The organism is Pseudomonas sp. NFPP04 (genome assembly GCF_900113815.1).
Classification (GTDB): Bacteria; Pseudomonadota; Gammaproteobacteria; order Pseudomonadales; family Pseudomonadaceae; genus Aquipseudomonas; species Aquipseudomonas extremorientalis.
The window spans coordinates 173,688-189,567 of sequence record NZ_FOQS01000009.1 but is presented as its reverse complement, the minus strand read 5'-3'; the positions used below and the strand labels follow the sequence as shown (position 1 = coordinate 189,567).

At 61.7% G+C, this 15,880-nt stretch carries 15 protein-coding genes; 6 read left to right on the top strand and 9 right to left on the bottom strand.

The window, feature by feature from the left end:
• The first annotated feature begins 3 nt into the window (after nucleotides 1-3).
• Nucleotides 4-675 (top strand): N-acetylmuramic acid 6-phosphate phosphatase MupP, encoded by a 672-nt coding sequence (mupP, locus tag BM017_RS19875; RefSeq protein ID WP_058424511.1) that lies wholly within the window; start codon nucleotides 4-6, stop codon nucleotides 673-675.
• A 185-nt stretch (nucleotides 676-860) separates the two neighbouring features.
• Entirely contained in the window at nucleotides 861-1,601 is a 741-nt protein-coding gene (locus BM017_RS19870) for a YciK family oxidoreductase (protein WP_071496681.1), read from the top strand.
• A gap of 128 nt (nucleotides 1,602-1,729) precedes the next feature.
• On the opposite strand, the gene BM017_RS19865 is transcribed toward BM017_RS19870, so the two are convergent.
• From BM017_RS19865 to BM017_RS19840, 6 genes are read right to left on the bottom strand one after another with little or no spacing between them, the layout of a single operon-like run.
• Entirely contained in the window at nucleotides 1,730-3,244 is a 1,515-nt protein-coding gene (locus BM017_RS19865) for an ABC transporter substrate-binding protein (protein ID WP_092247541.1), read from the bottom strand.
• Between the two features lie 35 nt (nucleotides 3,245-3,279).
• Entirely contained in the window at nucleotides 3,280-4,251 is a 972-nt protein-coding gene (locus BM017_RS19860; RefSeq protein WP_071489057.1) for an ABC transporter ATP-binding protein, read from the bottom strand.
• Nucleotides 4,248-5,204, bottom strand: a complete 957-nt coding sequence (locus BM017_RS19855) for an ABC transporter ATP-binding protein (protein WP_092247538.1) — start codon at nucleotides 5,202-5,204, stop codon at nucleotides 4,248-4,250. Before BM017_RS19855 ends, BM017_RS19860 begins: the two co-directional genes overlap by 4 nt.
• A complete protein-coding gene (locus BM017_RS19850; RefSeq protein ID WP_092247535.1) occupies nucleotides 5,201-6,058 on the bottom strand; it encodes an ABC transporter permease in 858 nt (285 codons plus the stop codon). Before BM017_RS19850 ends, BM017_RS19855 begins: the two co-directional genes overlap by 4 nt.
• Nucleotides 6,055-7,002, bottom strand: a complete 948-nt coding sequence (locus BM017_RS19845; protein WP_092247532.1) for an ABC transporter permease — start codon at nucleotides 7,000-7,002, stop codon at nucleotides 6,055-6,057. The genes BM017_RS19850 and BM017_RS19845 overlap by 4 nt, the downstream gene beginning before the upstream one ends.
• Nucleotides 7,003-7,005: 3 nt before the next feature.
• Nucleotides 7,006-7,893: a proline iminopeptidase-family hydrolase gene (locus BM017_RS19840; protein ID WP_092247529.1), complete on the bottom strand. Its 888-nt coding sequence runs from the start codon at nucleotides 7,891-7,893 to the stop codon at nucleotides 7,006-7,008.
• Nucleotides 7,894-8,075: 182 nt separating this feature from the next.
• Here BM017_RS19840 and BM017_RS19835 point away from each other — a divergent pair, with 182 nt between their 5' ends.
• Nucleotides 8,076-8,840 carry a LuxR family transcriptional regulator gene (locus BM017_RS19835; RefSeq protein ID WP_092247526.1) on the top strand — a complete coding sequence of 255 codons (765 nt, stop codon included), beginning with the start codon at nucleotides 8,076-8,078 and terminating at the stop codon, nucleotides 8,838-8,840.
• A gap of 92 nt (nucleotides 8,841-8,932) precedes the next feature.
• A complete protein-coding gene (locus BM017_RS19830) occupies nucleotides 8,933-9,865 on the top strand; it encodes a proline iminopeptidase-family hydrolase (RefSeq protein WP_092247523.1) in 933 nt (310 codons plus the stop codon).
• 115 nt (nucleotides 9,866-9,980) lie between these two features.
• On the opposite strand, the gene BM017_RS19825 is transcribed toward BM017_RS19830, so the two are convergent.
• Complete coding sequence (locus tag BM017_RS19825; RefSeq protein WP_092247648.1) at nucleotides 9,981-11,483, bottom strand: nucleobase:cation symporter-2 family protein; 1,503 nt, start codon at nucleotides 11,481-11,483, stop codon at nucleotides 9,981-9,983.
• Nucleotides 11,484-11,641: 158 nt separating this feature from the next.
• Between BM017_RS19825 and BM017_RS19820 the strand changes: the two genes are divergently transcribed.
• Entirely contained in the window at nucleotides 11,642-12,475 is an 834-nt protein-coding gene (locus BM017_RS19820; RefSeq protein ID WP_092247520.1) for a nucleoside-binding protein, read from the top strand.
• Here the strand turns inward: BM017_RS19820 and punC are convergent.
• Nucleotides 12,472-13,656 (bottom strand): purine nucleoside transporter PunC, encoded by a 1,185-nt coding sequence (punC, locus tag BM017_RS19815; RefSeq protein ID WP_071489049.1) that lies wholly within the window; start codon nucleotides 13,654-13,656, stop codon nucleotides 12,472-12,474. The two genes, BM017_RS19820 and punC, sit on opposite strands and share 4 nt — an antisense overlap.
• A 122-nt stretch (nucleotides 13,657-13,778) precedes the next feature.
• On the opposite strand from punC, the gene punR reads away from it, so the two are divergent.
• Nucleotides 13,779-14,702, top strand: a complete 924-nt coding sequence (gene punR / locus BM017_RS19810) for a DNA-binding transcriptional activator PunR (RefSeq protein ID WP_092247516.1) — start codon at nucleotides 13,779-13,781, stop codon at nucleotides 14,700-14,702.
• On the opposite strand, the gene BM017_RS19805 is transcribed toward punR, so the two are convergent.
• Nucleotides 14,674-15,852: an aspartate aminotransferase family protein gene (locus BM017_RS19805; RefSeq protein WP_092247514.1), complete on the bottom strand. Its 1,179-nt coding sequence runs from the start codon at nucleotides 15,850-15,852 to the stop codon at nucleotides 14,674-14,676. The two genes, punR and BM017_RS19805, sit on opposite strands and share 29 nt — an antisense overlap.
• Between the last annotated feature and the right edge of the window lie 28 nt (nucleotides 15,853-15,880).

The following is a 15,880-nucleotide window of genomic DNA, read 5'->3' as shown; positions in this document are numbered from 1 at the left end:
CCTGTGAAGTTGCGAGCGGTTCTCTTCGATATGGACGGTACCCTGCTGGATACCGCGCCGGACTTCATCGCGATCTGCCAGGCGATGCGCGCCGATCGCGACCTGCCGCCGATCAACCCCCAGCACATCCGCGATGAAATCTCCGGCGGTGCGCGGGCAATGGTTGCGGTGACCTTCTCGATGGACCCGGAATCCCCAGGCTTTGAAGAACTGCGCCAGGAATTCCTCGAGCGCTACCTCAAGGGCTGCGCGGTCCACAGCAAGTTGTTCGACGGCATGGCGCAGCTGCTCGAAGACATCGAGAAGGCCAAGCTGATCTGGGGCGTGGTCACCAACAAACCCCTGCGTTTTGCCGAGCCGATCATGCAGCAACTCGGCCTGGCCGAACGCTCGGCACTGCTGATCTGCCCGGACCACGTGAAAAACAGCAAGCCGGACCCGGAGCCGATGATCCTGGCCTGCAAGATGCTCGGCCTGGACCCGGCCAGCGTGCTGTTCGTGGGCGATGACCTGCGCGACATCGAGTCCGGCCGCGACGCCGGCACCCGCACGGCGGCGGTCACTTACGGCTACATCCACCCGGACGACAACCCACGCCATTGGGGTGCCGATGTGGTGGTGGATCACCCGCTGGAACTGCGCAAGGTGCTGGATAACGCACTGTGCAGTTGCTGATTACTCAACGCCCCCACCCTCTATGAAGATCCAATGTGGGAGGGGGCCCGCCCCCGATAGCGGTGTGCCAGCCCGCACCTCTAGGACTGATAGGCCCTCATCGGGGGCAAGCCCCCTCCCACTGGGGATCTTCAGTGTTTTCGGAGTTGGGGTTCAAAAGCTGCTGAATTCTGTCGAGGCTATTTATGTTTGATTACTCTGCACGTCCAGAACTGCTCAAGGGCCGGGTGATCCTGGTCACCGGCGCCGGTCGCGGGATTGGCGCGGCGGCGGCGAAAACCTACGCCGCCCACGGCGCTACCGTGCTGTTGCTGGGCAAGACCGAAGCCAACCTTGCCCAGGTATATGACGAGATCGAAGCCGCAGGCCAACCACAGCCGGTGGTGATCCCCTTCAACCTGGAGACCGCCCTGCCCCATCAATACGATGAGCTGGCGGCGATGATCGAGAAAGAATTCGGCCACCTCGACGGCCTGCTGCACAACGCCTCGATCATCGGCCCGCGTACGCCGCTCGAACAGTTGTCCGGCGAGAACTTCATGCGGGTGATGCACGTGAACGTCAACGCGATGTTCATGCTGACCAGTACCTTGTTGCCGCTGCTCAAGCTGTCGAAGGATGCCTCGGTGGTGTTCACCTCCAGCAGCGTCGGCCGCAAGGGCCGGGCCTATTGGGGAGCTTATGGCGTGTCGAAGTTTGCGACTGAGGGCCTGATGCAAACCCTGGCGGACGAGCTCGAAGATGTAGCGGCGGTTCGCTCGAACAGCATCAACCCCGGCGGCACCCGCACCAGCATGCGCGCCCAGGCGTATCCGGGGGAAAACCCGATGGAACGGCCGGCGCCGGAAGAGATCATGCCGGTTTACCTCTACCTGATGGGGCCGGACAGTGCCGGCATCAACGGCCAGGCGTTCGACGCGCAATAACCGGCACATTGTAAAACCAAATGTGGGAGGGGGCTTGCCCCCGATAGCGGTAGGACAGTCACTGTATCTGTTGACTGATCCACTGCAATCGGGGTGTAGAACCCTCCCACATTTTTCAGCAGTGTGGTTTAGTTTTTCACCACTTCTTCAAGGGTGAAGCGGCCTAACGGGTTCTGCAGGAAGTTGCTCACATTCTTACGTGAGATGTTGATGTACGGGCTGTAGTACAAGTCGATCCAGTTCACATCCTGTTTCGCCAGTTTCTGCAATTCCACATACATCTGCTCACGCTTGACCGGGTCGGCCTCGATCCGTGCCTGGGCCACCAGGTCCTTGACCTTGTCGTTCCTGTAGCGGGTCATGTAGTTCTGGTTGGTGTCGTGGCCCAGCACGAAGGTGGTCTTCTGGTCCGGGTCGAGGATGTCGTTGGTCCAGTACATCACCGAAATATCGTATTCACCGTCCACCAGCATCTGCCAGCTCTGGGTCGGATCGACCTTTTGCAGGTTGGCGGTTACGCCGACCTTGGCTAACTGGTCCTTGATGATCACCGCAATCTGCTCGTCGGCTTCGTTGCCGGCGTTGACCACGTAGTTGAGCTTCAAGTCCTTCGCACCGGCCTGCTCCAGCAGCTTCCTGGCGGCGGTGGGGTCATACGGGCGCTGCAGGTTGTTGGCGTAGTGGTACAGCGAGCCCTTTGGAATGTAGGAATAGGCCACAGTGCCCTGACCGTAGGTGGCGGTCTTCACCAGCGATTGTTTGTCGATGGCCATGTCCAGCGCCTGGCGCACTTCCGGCTTGGCCAGCAACCCGTGGGCGTGGTTGATCAGCAGGTGATCTTCACGTGTGGACGGGTCGGCGTGGATCACCACGTTCTTGTCTTTCTTCAGCTCTTCAACCCGCGAGAACGGTACGAAGATCGCCGTGTCCAGCTCATTGTTCTGCACCATGCGCATGCGCGTGTTGTCGTCGGTAACGGAGACCCACTCCACGCCATCCAGGCTCACGTTCCTGGCCTGCCAGAAGTTCGGGTTCTTCTTCAGGATCACCCGATCGCCCTTGCGCCACTCGTCTACGGTAAACGCGCCGGACGTCACCGGGTTTTCCGAGTAGGCGTCTTCGCCCATCTTGGTCATGGCTTTTTCCGACAGGATCGACACCGTCGGCGACGCCAGTTGCGAGAGGAAGGCGACAGCCGGGGTTTTCAGCGTGACCACCAGGGTTTTCGGGTCCGATGCCTTGGCCGTGTTGATCAAGTTGAACGGATCAGCCCACAGCGAAGCCTTGTTGTCGCGGATACGCAGCAGGCTGAACGCCGCATCGTCGGCGGTAATGGCCGAGCCATCGGAGAACTTCGCATCACGCAGTTTGAAGGTGTAAGTCAGGCCGTCCTTGGAGATATCCCAGCTTTCAGCCAGGCCCGGCTCCATCTTGGTGCCCAGGTTGTCCACGCGTACCAGGGTGTCGTAGACGTTGGCGAAGACCCAGGTGTCGCGGTTTTGCGCGCTTTTGATCGGGTCGAACGTGGTGCTGTCTTCACGGCAGCCGATGGTCAGGACACCGGCGGCCTGGGCGAAACCGGCGGTCAGCGACCAGGCGGTCAGTGTGGCGGCGGCAAGCAACTTCAAGTGGCGCGATTGCATGTCATAACTCCTTGTTCATGAATGGCAGGGATGGGTCAAAGCAAAGGTTCTTCAAGCACGCAACTGTACCGATGCTCGTGCAGGAAATGGGTCGGCGGCAACACCACGGAACACAGGGTGCGGGCATGCCGGCAACGCGGGTGAAAGGCGCAGCCTGTGGGCAGATTCAGTGGGCTCGGTGGTTCACCCGGCAAGGGTTCTGTCGGCAATGGCCGATGCGGATCGATCTCGGGAATCGCCTGGATCAACGCCGCCGTGTACGGATGACGTGGCGCCGTGAAGACCGCCTCCACCGGTCCTTCCTCGACGATCTTGCCCAGGTACATCACCGCCACGCGGTCACACAATCGGCGCACGATGGCCAGGTCATGGGCGATAAACAGGATCGCCAGGTTCATGCGCTGCTGCAGTTCCAGCAGCAGGTTGATGATCTGGCCCTGGATCGACACATCCAGCGCCGCCACGCACTCGTCGGCGATGATCAGGCGTGGCTCAACCGCCAGCGCCCGGGCAATGCCGACGCGCTGGCACTGGCCACCGCTGAGGGCGGCGGGTTTGCGGCTGGCGAGTTCGGGGCGCAGGCCGACCAGGTCGAGCAGTTCATTCACACGAGCTGCAACCTGCTCTGGCGCGACTTTGCGCTGCACGCGCAGCACCTCGGCAATGGTTTCGCCGATGGTGTGGCGCGGGTTCAACGCAGCGTACGGGTCCTGGAAGATCATTGCGGTTTCATGCCGCAGACGAGTGATGTCGATGGCGCTGCCATGGGCCATGTCGATGCCGTCAAACAACACCTGGCCGGCGCTGATCGGGTTGAGGTGCAGGATGGCGCGGCCCAGGGTGCTTTTGCCGCTGCCCGACTCACCCACCAGCCCCAGGGTTTCACCCGCCGCCAGGTTCAGCGACACGCCGTTCACCGCCCTCACCCACTGCTTGTTCAACCCGAACACGCCGGTGCCGGAGGCGGCAAACTTCACCTCAAGGTCCTTGATCTGCAACAGGCTCATGGCTGCGCTCCCAACGGGTAATGACAGGCGACCCGAGCACCGTCCGGCAACACCTCGGTGCACAATGCGCCAACCTGCGGGCAACGCGGGTTGAACCGGCAACCGGCGGGTAATGCATCCAGCAACGGCGGCTGCCCGGGGATCGTGCGCAGCAAGGCGTGACCGCTGCTGTGGGCGGGCTGGCAATCGATCAGGCCGGCGGTGTAGGGATGCTGCGGTCGAGCCAGCAAGTCGTATTTGCTGCCGTGCTCGCACAGCCGCCCGGCGTACATCACGGCGATGGAATCACAGGTTTGCGCCACCACGCCGAGATCATGGGTAATCATGATGATCGACAGGCCGCGCTGGTCGCGCAATTCCATCAACAGCCGCAGGATTTGCGCCTGCACCGTCACATCCAGGGCGGTGGTGGGTTCGTCGGCGATCAGCACTTTCGGGTTGCAGCCCAGCGCCACGGCGATCATTGCACGCTGGCGCATGCCGCCGGAAAACTCGTGGGGGTAGTTGTCGACCCGCGCCTGGGGATCGGGGATGCCAACCTGGCGCAACACGTCGATGGCCTGCAATCGCGCGTCTTTTTTCGACGCGCCTTGATGCAGGCGGATGCCCTCGGCAATCTGCTCGCCGATACGCATCAGCGGATCAAGGTGGCTGCTGGGGTTCTGGAAAATCATGCCCAGTTGGCCGCCGCGCACAGCGCGCATGCCAGCGTCATCCAATGCCAACAGGTCCTGGCCGGCCAGCCGCACCGAGCCGCCTTGCACGCGCAGGCTGGGCGATGGCAGCAGGCGCATCAGGCCACGGCAGGCCATGGTCTTGCCCGAGCCGCTTTCCCCTACCAGGCCGAGGATTTCGCCTTCGGCCAGATCGAACGACACCCGCTCGACCAGGGTTACATCGCGCCCCGCATTGTTGGCGATGACACTGAGGTCGCGCACTTGCAGCAGACTCATGAGCGGTCCCCCAATACTTGCGCCACGCCATCGGCCAGCAGGCTGAAGCCCATGGCCAGGGTCACGATGGCCAGCCCCGGAAAGGTGCAGATCCACCAGGCCGTGGTGATAAAGGCCTGCCCCTCGGCCACCATGGTGCCCCACTCGGCGGTCGGCGGTTGCACGCCCAGGCCCAGGTAGCTCACGGCGGCGCCATTGAGCAGCACCAGCACCGCGTCAGACATGGAAAACACAATCGAGCCGAACATCGCATTGGGCAGCAGATGCCGGAACAGAATGCGCCCGTGGCCAAAGCCCAGGCTCTTGGCGGCCAGGGCAAACTCGCTTTCCTTGAGCACCAGGATCTGCGAGCGGATCAGCCGCGCATACGACACCCAGCCCACCAGCGCCATGGCGATGTAGAAACTCTTCAAGCCCGGCCCGAGGATGGCCATGATCGCGAGCATCAGCACCAGGAAGGGAAACGCCAGGATCACGTCGATCACGCGCATGCAAACGCTGTCGAAGCGCCCGCCGATATAGCCCGAGACCGCACCGATGAAGGTGCCGATCATGAAAGGGAAGATCACCCCGACAATGGCCAGTTGCAGGTCGATGCGCGCGCCCCAGATCACCCTCGAAAGGATATCTCTTCCGTAGTTATCCGTGCCAAACGGATGCATAAGGCTTGGAGCGAGCAAACTGAAATCAGGGTTCTGCGCAATCGGGTCATACGGTGCAATCCACGGCGCAAACAGCGCAAGCGCCAGCCACACCAGCAGGATCAACAGGCCCCACGCTGCCGTCAGCCGACCATTGCGCAAACCGAAACGCAGGCGCAAGCGCCACGGGGCAATCAACGGGCGGCTGCTCATTGCATCTTCACCCGTGGGTCGAGGGCCACCGTCACCACGTCAGCGATGAAGTTGACCACCACCGTCGCGCAGGCCAGCACCATGGCCACGCCCTGCACCACCATGTAATCGCGGGTGAAAATGCCGCGCACCAGCAATTGGCCGATACCGGGAATGGCGAACAGGCTTTCGATCACTACCGTGCCGCTGATCAGCCAGCCGATGTTCACCGCCAGCAGGTTGACCGCCGGCACCAGGGAATTTGGCAACACATGCCGACGAAAAACGGCGGTTTCCGACAGCCCACGGGCGCGGGCCGCGGTCACGTGATCGGCCTGCAACTCCATCAGCATGCTCGCCCGCAGGTTGCGCACCAGCACCGCCGATAACGCCAGGGCAATCGTCAGGCACGGCAGCACCATGTGATGCGCCTTGTCCAGCCAGGTGCGGCCGTAGCCGGACACCGGAAACAAGCCCCACTGCACACTCAGCAACAGGATCAGCATCAAGCCCAGCCAGAACGCCGGCATGCCCAGGCCAACCGTGGTGAACACGCGGATCAGGTTGTCCGCCCAGCCCCCCTTGTTGCGTGCGGCCCAGGTCGCCAGCGGCACCGCGATCAGCAGCGCCAGCACCACGCTGCCCAGTACCAGCACCAGGGTGGGCTCGATGCGCGTGACAATCAGCTTGAGGGCGTCGACCTTGTACAGCAGCGATTGGCCGAGGTCGCCCTTGAGCAGGTTTTTCAGGAAGTAGAAGTATTGCTGCCACAACGGCTGGTCGAGGCCGTACTGGGCGCGGATCTTCAGCAAGGCATCCGGCGTGCTGCGCGAGCCCAGCAAGGCGCGCGCCGGGTCGCCAGGGATCGAGCGCACCAGCACAAAGGTGATCAGGCTGATGCCAAACAGCACCGGCAGCAACTGCAGCGGCCGGGACAGCACAAAACGGTAGCGCGCCAGGTTCATCCGTCAGCCTCGGTGACGCGAGAGGAAGTCCAGCAGCACCGGGAAATATGCCTGGGGCTCTTCATAAAACGGCATATGGCTGCTGTTGGGGAACACATGCAATTCGGCGTGCCGGGCCGCCATTTTCATGCGCATGGCGCAGGCCGGGGTGAGTTCGTCGTGCTGGCCGGTGGTGATCAGGATCGGCATCTTGAACGCGCCCATCTCGGGGAGGCGGTTCCAGTCCTTGAGGTTGCCGATGTAGAGAAATTCGTTGGGACCCTGCATGGTTTCGTAAGGGCCCATGTTCCAGTCGTCGAGAGAGCGTCTGACCGGTGCAGGCCACTCGTCCAGCCGGCACACGTGGCGATAGTTGAGCAAGGTAATCGCGGCCTGGTACTGCGGGTGGTCGAGGGTACCCATGGCTTCGTGACGTTGCATCATCGCCACGGTTTCGCTGCCGAGGGCGCCGCGCAGGCGCTCCAGTTCCTGGGACAGGTGCGGAATGTCGCCCACGGTGTTTTCGAGGATCAGGCTTTTCAGCGCGTCGGGGTAATGGATCGCGTATTCGATGCCGAGCCAGCCGCCCCAGGAATGCCCGAGCAAATGCACGCGGCCCAGGCCCACGGCCTGGCGCACGGTTTCGACTTCTTCGACATAACGGCGGATTTCCCACAGCGAAACATCGGTGGGTCTGGCTGATGCGCCCGTGCCAAGCTGGTCGAATGCAACCACTCGCAGGTTATGCTCCTTGAGCCAGCCATGGGCGTCGCGCAAGTAGTCACACGGCAGGCCCGGCCCGCCGTTGAGGCACAGCAGCACCTCATCGCCTTCGCCGAAGCTGTAGACCACGAGGTTATGGCCATCGACTTGCACGTTGTACTGCTGGTCGGGGGCAATTTCACGCCACATGCATACATTCCTTGTGTTGTATCGGCCTGGCAGGTAGCGGCCGTTGATCGGCCAACACTACCGAGGATGCCGCGCGTCCATAACCTAGTATTTCTTATAGGTTTGGCCTGGCAGTCCTTCGCCGGGGCGTGGCATTCTACTTGCCGCAAGTCGAGATTCAAATGAAATCGGGAGCAGAACGGATGCTGGCCAAGCTGACTGCCTTAAATCACCGTCTGATGCCGGGCAGGAGCCTGGACGAGCAGATGGACAACACCTTTATCCTTGCCCAACAGTTGGGCTTCGACGCCTTGGTGTACGACTACACCCCGGTGCCGATCGACCAGGATGGCGCATTGATCACCCCCTCGGTGCTGCAACTGCGCAACACCCCGGCCGACTGGCATGCCTTGTGGTGCGGCGAAGGGTTCTACCAGATCGATCCGGTGCAACACCTGGCTCTGAGCCGGGTGTCGCCGTTCGTGTGGTCCTACGACGTCAAGGCCGACACCCCCCTGCAAAAGATCATCGATCCCTGCCACGCGCCGGTTTCATCCTACCTGCATGACCAGCAATTGACCTGCGGCGTCAGTGTGCCGATCCACCTGCCCCGTGGCGGCTTCGCCTCGTTGACCGGCCTGCGCACCGGCAACGCGCGCAGCGTGTTGAAGGATGCGCAGCAGACCTTGTCGGACTTCAGCCTGATTTCCCATGCCTTGCAGGAAGCGGCCTACCCACTGTTCAGCAAAGAGCTGCGCACTTACCCGCATATCCACCTGACCAAACGCGAACGTGAGTGCCTCAAATGGGCCGCCGAAGGCCTGACTGCGGCCGAAATTGCCACGCAATTGAGCCGTTCGCTGGCGGTGGTCACCCTGCACCTGGCCTCGGCCATGCACAAACTGGGGGCCAAGAACCGCGTGCAGGCGGTAGTGCGCGCCACCCATTACCGGTTGCTGGAAGACTGACCCCCCGGCAAAACCTAGCTGTTTTGCTAGTTACCTAAATTTCTGCCACGCATTATCGTGTCCCTGATCCTTTTTTCAGAGCAGGGTACGAAATGGAATTCATCGAAAAAATCCGCGAAGGGTATGCGGCGTTTGGCGCCTACCAAACCTGGTACCGCGTCACCGGTGACTTGTCGAGCGGTCGCACGCCCCTGGTGGTTATCCACGGCGGCCCCGGATGCACCCATGATTATGTTGACGCGTTCAAGGACGTCGCCGCCAGCGGTCACGCGGTGATCCACTACGACCAGTTGGGCAACGGCCGCTCCACCCATCTGCCCGACAAAGACCCGTCCTTCTGGACCGTGGGCCTGTTCCTCGAAGAACTCGACAACCTGCTGGACCACCTGCAGATCAGCGATAACTACGCGATCCTCGGCCAGTCCTGGGGCGGCATGCTCGGCAGTGAACACGCGATCCTGCAACCCAAGGGCCTGCGCGCGTTCATCCCGGCCAACTCGCCGACCTGCATGCGCACCTGGGTCAGCGAAGCCAACCGCCTGCGCAAATTGTTGCCTGAAGGCGTGCATGAAACCCTGCTCAAGCACGAAGCCGTCGGCAACTACCAGGATCCGGAATACCTCGCCGCGTCGCGGGTGTTCTATGACCATCACGTATGCCGGGTCATCCCTTGGCCCGAGGAAGTGGCGCGCACCTTCGCCGCGGTCGATGCAGACCCGACGGTGTACCACGCCATGAGCGGCCCGACCGAATTCCATGTGATCGGCAGCTTGAAAGACTGGAAATCCACTGGCCGCCTGTCGGCGATCAACGTACCGACGCTGGTGATCTCGGGTCGCCACGACGAGGCCACGCCGCTGGTGGTCAAGCCGTTCCTGGACGAAATTGCGGATGTGCGCTGGGCGCTGTTTGAAGACTCCAGCCACATGCCCCATGTAGAAGAACGCCAGGCGTGCATGGGGACTGTGGTGAAGTTTCTGGATGAGGTGTGTTCGGCACAATACAAAGTGCTCAAGGCCGGCTGAATGCTCAAGCTGGATGCATTCCAATTGTGGGAGGGGGCTTGCCCCCGATAGCGGTGTGTCAGGCGCCAATCACTCAGTTGATACACCGTCATCGGGGGCAAGCCCCCTCCCACATTCAGGCCTCGCTAGCCTCGGGTTTGGTGACCTTCCTAGGCACTTCCGCCACCAACGGAATCTCCCTGCCCTCTGCATCAAACAACTTGCCGCCCTTGAAGTAATCCCCATCACGCAGTTCCGACACATCGCGAAAGCACAAGCTGCGTTCGGTCCCCGCCACGAATACCGACTGCTGGTCCGAATTGCCGGCGGTGAAATGGTTGAACGCCAGGTTCAGCAGGATCGCCATGATTGCCGAAGAGCTGATCCCCGAGTGGAAAATGGTCGCGAACCAGCTCGGGAAGTGGTCGTAGAAGCTCGGTGCCGCAATCGGGATCATGCCAAAACCGATGGACGTGGCCACGATGATCAGGTTCATGTTGTTGCGATAATCCACCTTGGACAAGGTGCGGATACCACTGGCCGCCACGGTGCCGAACAGCACAATCCCGGCCCCGCCCAGCACTGAAGTGGGCACCGCCGCGATGACCCGGCCCATGAAGGGCAACAAGCCGAGGATCACCAGGAACAGCCCGCCCGTGGCCACCACGAAGCGGCTCTTGACCCCGGTCACCGCCACCAGCCCGACGTTCTGGGCGAAGGCGCTCTGGGTGAACGAACCGAAGATCGGCGCGAACATACTCGACAGCATATCGGCACGCAGGCCGTTGCCCAGACGCTTGGAATCGACTTTGGTGTCGATGATTTCACCCACCGCCAGAATATCCGCCGAGGTCTCGACCAGGGTCACCATCACCACGATGCACATGGAAATGATCGCGGCCACATGGAAGGTGGGCATGCCGAAATGGAAGGGTGTGGGGAAACCGAACATCGGCCCCTGGGTCACGCCGGAGAAGTCGGCCATGCCAAGGAACACCGCAATCACGGTGCCGATCACCATCGCCAGCAGGATCGACAAGCGCGAGATGGTCGCGCTGCCTATCTTGCTCAGCAGCAACACCAGCACCAGGGTCAACGCCGCCAGGCCGATATTGGACATGCTGCCGAAATCGGCGGCGCGGCTGTTGCCGCCCATGGCCCAGCGCGCGGCAACGGGCATCAGGGTCAGGCCGATGGTGGTGATCACAATGCCCGTTACCAACGGCGGGAAAAACTTGGTGATCCGCGAGAACACCGGGGTTATCAATAATCCGATAAACGACGCGGCCATTACCGCGCCAAGAATCGCCGGCACACCACCGGCGCCATCACTGCCGACAATCGCCACCATGGTTGCCACACCGGCGAACGACACGCCCTGCACCAGCGGCAACTGACAACCAAAAAACGGCAGGCCCAGGGTCTGCAACAGCGTGGCCAGGCCACCGGCGAACAACGACGCGGCGATCAGCAGGCCGATATCCGCCGGCGACAAACCCGCCGCCTGGCCGACGATCAACGGTACCGCGACGATGCCGCCGTACATGGTGAGCACATGTTGCAGGCCGTAAGCCATGTTGGCGGCGACGCCGAGATTCTCATCTTCTGGCCGCTGCGGTGACGCCTTCGGGATAGTCATGGTGAGGGGTTCTCTGTTTTTGTTGTGCGGCCACTGTATGCAATGTTTGGACTGGATGTCCATAGAGTTGTATACAATCAATCGAACAAGTTACCCTCCGTCGGCGTTACAAAAACAATCCGGCCGTGATGAGCCAGAACGCCAAAGGACCCATAACAATGAAAAAGGCACTACAGGGCGCAACCGTCGCACTCACCCTCCTCGGCGGCGGGGAGGCCGTCGCGGTGGAATGGATGAACAACAGCGTAGGGTTTCGCTACGGCCAGCAGTTCACCAACCCGAACAACCCCGACGAATTCAGCAAGCGCATCTACAGTTTTACCCACGCCAGCGGCTACCGGTACGGCAGCAATTTCCTCAACCTCGATGTGTTCCTGTCCGACAGCCGCGACCCGCGCAAGGGTACGGATCATGGCGGGAGCGAGGTGTATGCGGTGTACCGTCATCAGTTGTATGCATCGCGGGTGTTCGATGTGCCGCTGGGCACTGGCCTGGTCAAGGATTACGCGCTGACGTTGGGGTTCGATGCCAACCGCAACAACAACTTCGCCTCAGCCAGGAAGCGCGCCCTGGTGATCGGCCCGACCTTGAAGTTCAACACCGTCGGCGTGCTGGACCTGAGCCTGCTGTACTACAAGGAAAAGAACCACACCGGCATCCCCGGCGCGCAGGAGTCGAACCACACGTTCGACGATACCTACATGCTCAACCTGACGTGGATGCGCCCGTTCGAGATTGCCAATCATGCGGCGAAATTCCAGGGTTTCATGAATTATGTCGGAGAAAAAGGCGAGGACTATCACGGTCGCGACACCGCGCCGGAAGCCCTGGTGCGCACCGCGCTGATGGTGGCGGTGCGACCGGGCAAAAGCGTCAAGCCGAACCTGTACCTGGGGGTGGGTTACGAGTATTGGCATAACAAATTCGGCGTGGATGGCGGCCGGGGTAGCCGCACATCGACGCCGACAGTGAACCTGGAAGTGACGTTCTAGGCGGCTGCCAGCTCCGAATCCTTGGCCTTGGGCCGCGCCAGCCAGTACCCCAGCACGGCCAACGGCGCGGTCGCCAGCATCACAATCACGGTAATCAGCAGTGGCTGGTCAATCATTGACGACACCAGCAGGCTGCTGAGAAAGCACAGGCCCAATTGCAGGGTATTTTGCAGCGCCGCCGCCTTGCCGGAGTTTTGCGCAAACGGCATCAGCGCGTTCGCCACGACGATGGGGTAACTGGCACCGTTGCACAGCGCCATCAGGCAGAACGGAATCAGCAAGGTGGTAAGGCTCGGCACGGTCAAGGTCGCGACCAGGTACAACGCCACCATGCTGATGCAATACGCCAGCAGCAGCCACGGCAACAGCGTCTTGCCCTGGAAGTGTTGCAAGGCGCTGCGACAGCTGTAGCCACCGACCAGGAACGCCAAGGTCGGCAGCACGTAGCTCAGGCCGATGTCATTCGGACTGTAGCCCATGCCGCCCAGGATGAAGGGCGACGCCGTCAGCCAGGCGAAGAAACTGGCCGAGCACGCGGCAAAAATCATGACATTGCCGGTAAACACGCGAGACGTCAGTAACTGTCCATAACCCAGGCGCGAAGGTTCGCCCTTCGCGGCCTGACGTTTCTGCGCAGTACGCAGGAACAACGTCGGCAACAACAGCAACAACGACACACCCAGCAATACGCCGAAGATCGCCTGCCAGCCGAAGTGACTCAGCACCATCGCGCCCAACAGCGGCGCTAAAGCCGGTGACAACGACATCAGCGGCATGATGCTGGCGAACACGCGATGGGCCTTGTCGGCCGGGTAGCGGTCGATCACCAGGGCTTGCCAACTGACGGCGGCGGCGCATACGCCAATGGCTTGGATAAAACGCAATGCCAGCAACTGAGGCGCCGTTTCGACCCAGAACATGCCCGCACAACCGAGCACAAACAGGCTCAGCCCGGCGAGCAGGATCGGCTTGCGCCCCAGGCGGTCGGACAACGGCCCCCATAACAACTGCCCCACCGCAAAGCCAGCGAGGAAGATGCTCAAGCTGGCGCCTACTGCACCGGCGCCAATCTGCAAGTGCTCGCCCATGGCGCCGAACGCCGGTAAATACATGTCCATGGCGAGGTAACCGAGCATGCTCAGCCCCGCCAGATACCCAGTGAAACCAAAAGAATTTTTCATTGAAGCCTTGTTGATCCTGCCATCAAACTATTTGCTGACTGCCGCCCATTATGAAGCTGACAGTTTTGCTGTGAAGCGATAATAATTGGATACTCTTATCAATAAATTTGAAGGCAACCGCCATGTGGTCCGAATATTCGCTGGACGTTGTCGATGCAGTCGCGCGTCATGGCAGCTTCAGCGCCGCTGCCCAGGAACTGCACCGGGTGCCGTCGGCCATCAGCTATACGGTGCGTCAGATCGAGGAATGGCTGGCAGTGCCGTTGTTTGTGCGGCGCCACCGGGACGTCGAGCTGACGCCGGCCGGCCGGCTGTTTATCGACGAAGCCCGTGGCGTGATGAAAAAAATGCTCGGCACCCGACGCCTTTGCCAGCAAGTGGCCAACGGCTGGAGTGGCCAGTTGAAGGTGGCGGTGGATTCCATCGTCAAACCCCAGCGCTGCCGGCAGTTGGTCATTGATTTCTACCGGCAGTTTCCCGAGGTCGAGCTGTTGCTGGAATACGAGGTGTACAACGGCGTGTGGGATGCCCTGGCGGATGAGCGCACCGACATTGTGATCGGCGCCACCAGCGCGGTGCCGGTGGCCAGCCGCTTCACCTTTCGCGACATGGGGTTGTTGAATTGGCTGTGTGTGGTCAGTGCGCGTCACCCGTTGGCCCGCGTCGAAGGCTTGCTGAGTGACGATCAACTGAGGCCCTTCGCTTCGTTGTGCATGACCGATACATCGCGCAACCTGCCCAAACGCGACACCTGGACCCTGGATAACCAGCGTCGGCTGGTGGTGCCGAACTGGTCATCGGCCCTCGATTGCTTGCGTGACGGCCTGTGCGTCGGCATGGCGCCGGCGCATCAGGTGCTGCCGTGGATCGAACGCGGCGAGCTTGTAGCGTTGCAATTGAGCCGGCCGTTTCCTGCCAGCCCGTCGTGTGTGGCCTGGGCACAGGACAAGCTGTCCCCGGCCATGGCCTGGCTGCTGGAGTATCTGGGCGATACCGAAACCCTGAACCAGGAATGGCTCAACGGGCCTGATCCAGTAGCCGGGTAATGGCCCGCACGATCATCTCGACCTCCTTGGCAGCCAGGGTCAGCGGCGGCAGCAGCCGAATGACCTTGCCCCGCGTCACGTTGATCAGCAGGCCGTGTTCCTGGGCCGCGCGCTGGGCCAGGTCACGATAAGGGCTCGCCAGTTCGATCCCGATCATCAACCCCTGCCCACGAATCGCCAGGACGTGCGGGTGCTCACCCAGTTCCACCCGCAACCGCGCCAGCAAGCGCTCGCCCTGTAGCGCCGCGTTCTGCAGCAAACCTTGTTCTTCGATAATGTCCAGCACGGTGCACCCCACGCGACACGCCAACGGGTTGCCGCCGAAGGTGCTGCCATGGCTGCCCGGCGTAAACAACTGGGCCACACCGGCCCGCGCCAGGCAGGCGCCGATGGGTACGCCGTTGCCGAGGCCCTTGGCCAGGGTCATCACGTCCGGGACGATGCCTTCATGCTGGAAGGCAAACCAGGCGCCGGTGCGCCCAATGCCGGTCTGGATTTCATCGAGCATCATCAACCAGCCATGGCGGGTGCAGTGATCACGCAGGGCTTTCAGGTAGCCCGGTGGTGCCGGCAGTACGCCGCTTTCACCCTGGATCGGTTCCAGCAGGACCGCGGCGATCCGCGCGCCAAACGTCTGGGTGATTGCCTCAAGCGCAGCCAGATCGCCAAAGCCCACCTTGAGAAAGTCCCCCGGCAAGCGCTGGAAACCCAGGCGTACCGACGGCCCGTCACTGGCAGCCATGGTGCCGAGCGTACGGCCGTGAAAAGCATTTTCCATCACCACCACCAACGGTTCTTCAATGCCTTTTTTCCAGCCATGCAGCCGCGCCAGTTTCAGCGCTGTTTCGTTGGCCTCGGCACCGGAGTTGTTGAAGAAGGCCCGGTCGAGGCCAGACAGTTGAGTCAGGCGCTGGGCCAGCCGTTGTTGCCAGTCGATGCTGTAGAGGTTGGAGGTATGCAACAACAAGCCAGCCTGCTCGCTGATGGCCGTCACCAACCTGGGGTGCGAATGGCCGACATTGGTCACCGCCACACCGGCCACCGCATCCAGGTATTCACGGCCCTGCTGGTCCCACAGGCGCGTGCCCAGGCCTCGGATAAAGCTCAGCGCCAGGGGTTGGTAAGTGGTCATCAAGCAGGCGGCGGTCATGGTGCGGCTCCAGTGCATCGTTGTGATG

Bases quoted from the DNA above. Each gene is read 5' to 3' on its own strand.
- BM017_RS19860 (WP_071489057.1), bottom strand. From the start codon at position 4,251: ATGAGCCTGTTGCAGATCAAGGACCTTGAGGTGAAGTTTGCCGCCTCC.
- BM017_RS19840 (WP_092247529.1), bottom strand. From the start codon at position 7,893: ATGTGGCGTGAAATTGCCCCCGACCAGCAGTACAACGTGCAAGTCGAT.
- BM017_RS19870 (WP_071496681.1), top strand. From the start codon at position 861: ATGTTTGATTACTCTGCACGTCCAGAACTGCTCAAGGGCCGGGTGATC.
- BM017_RS19865 (WP_092247541.1), bottom strand. From the start codon at position 3,244: ATGCAATCGCGCCACTTGAAGTTGCTTGCCGCCGCCACACTGACCGCC.
- BM017_RS19850 (WP_092247535.1), bottom strand. From the start codon at position 6,058: ATGAGCAGCCGCCCGTTGATTGCCCCGTGGCGCTTGCGCCTGCGTTTC.
- BM017_RS19805 (WP_092247514.1), bottom strand. From the start codon at position 15,852: ATGACCGCCGCCTGCTTGATGACCACTTACCAACCCCTGGCGCTGAGC.
- punR (WP_092247516.1), top strand. From the start codon at position 13,779: ATGTGGTCCGAATATTCGCTGGACGTTGTCGATGCAGTCGCGCGTCAT.
- BM017_RS19820 (WP_092247520.1), top strand. From the start codon at position 11,642: ATGAAAAAGGCACTACAGGGCGCAACCGTCGCACTCACCCTCCTCGGC.
- BM017_RS19845 (WP_092247532.1), bottom strand. From the start codon at position 7,002: ATGAACCTGGCGCGCTACCGTTTTGTGCTGTCCCGGCCGCTGCAGTTG.
- BM017_RS19855 (WP_092247538.1), bottom strand. From the start codon at position 5,204: ATGAGTCTGCTGCAAGTGCGCGACCTCAGTGTCATCGCCAACAATGCG.
- BM017_RS19835 (WP_092247526.1), top strand. From the start codon at position 8,076: ATGCTGGCCAAGCTGACTGCCTTAAATCACCGTCTGATGCCGGGCAGG.
- BM017_RS19830 (WP_092247523.1), top strand. From the start codon at position 8,933: ATGGAATTCATCGAAAAAATCCGCGAAGGGTATGCGGCGTTTGGCGCC.
- punC (WP_071489049.1), bottom strand. From the start codon at position 13,656: ATGAAAAATTCTTTTGGTTTCACTGGGTATCTGGCGGGGCTGAGCATG.
- BM017_RS19825 (WP_092247648.1), bottom strand. From the start codon at position 11,483: ATGACTATCCCGAAGGCGTCACCGCAGCGGCCAGAAGATGAGAATCTC.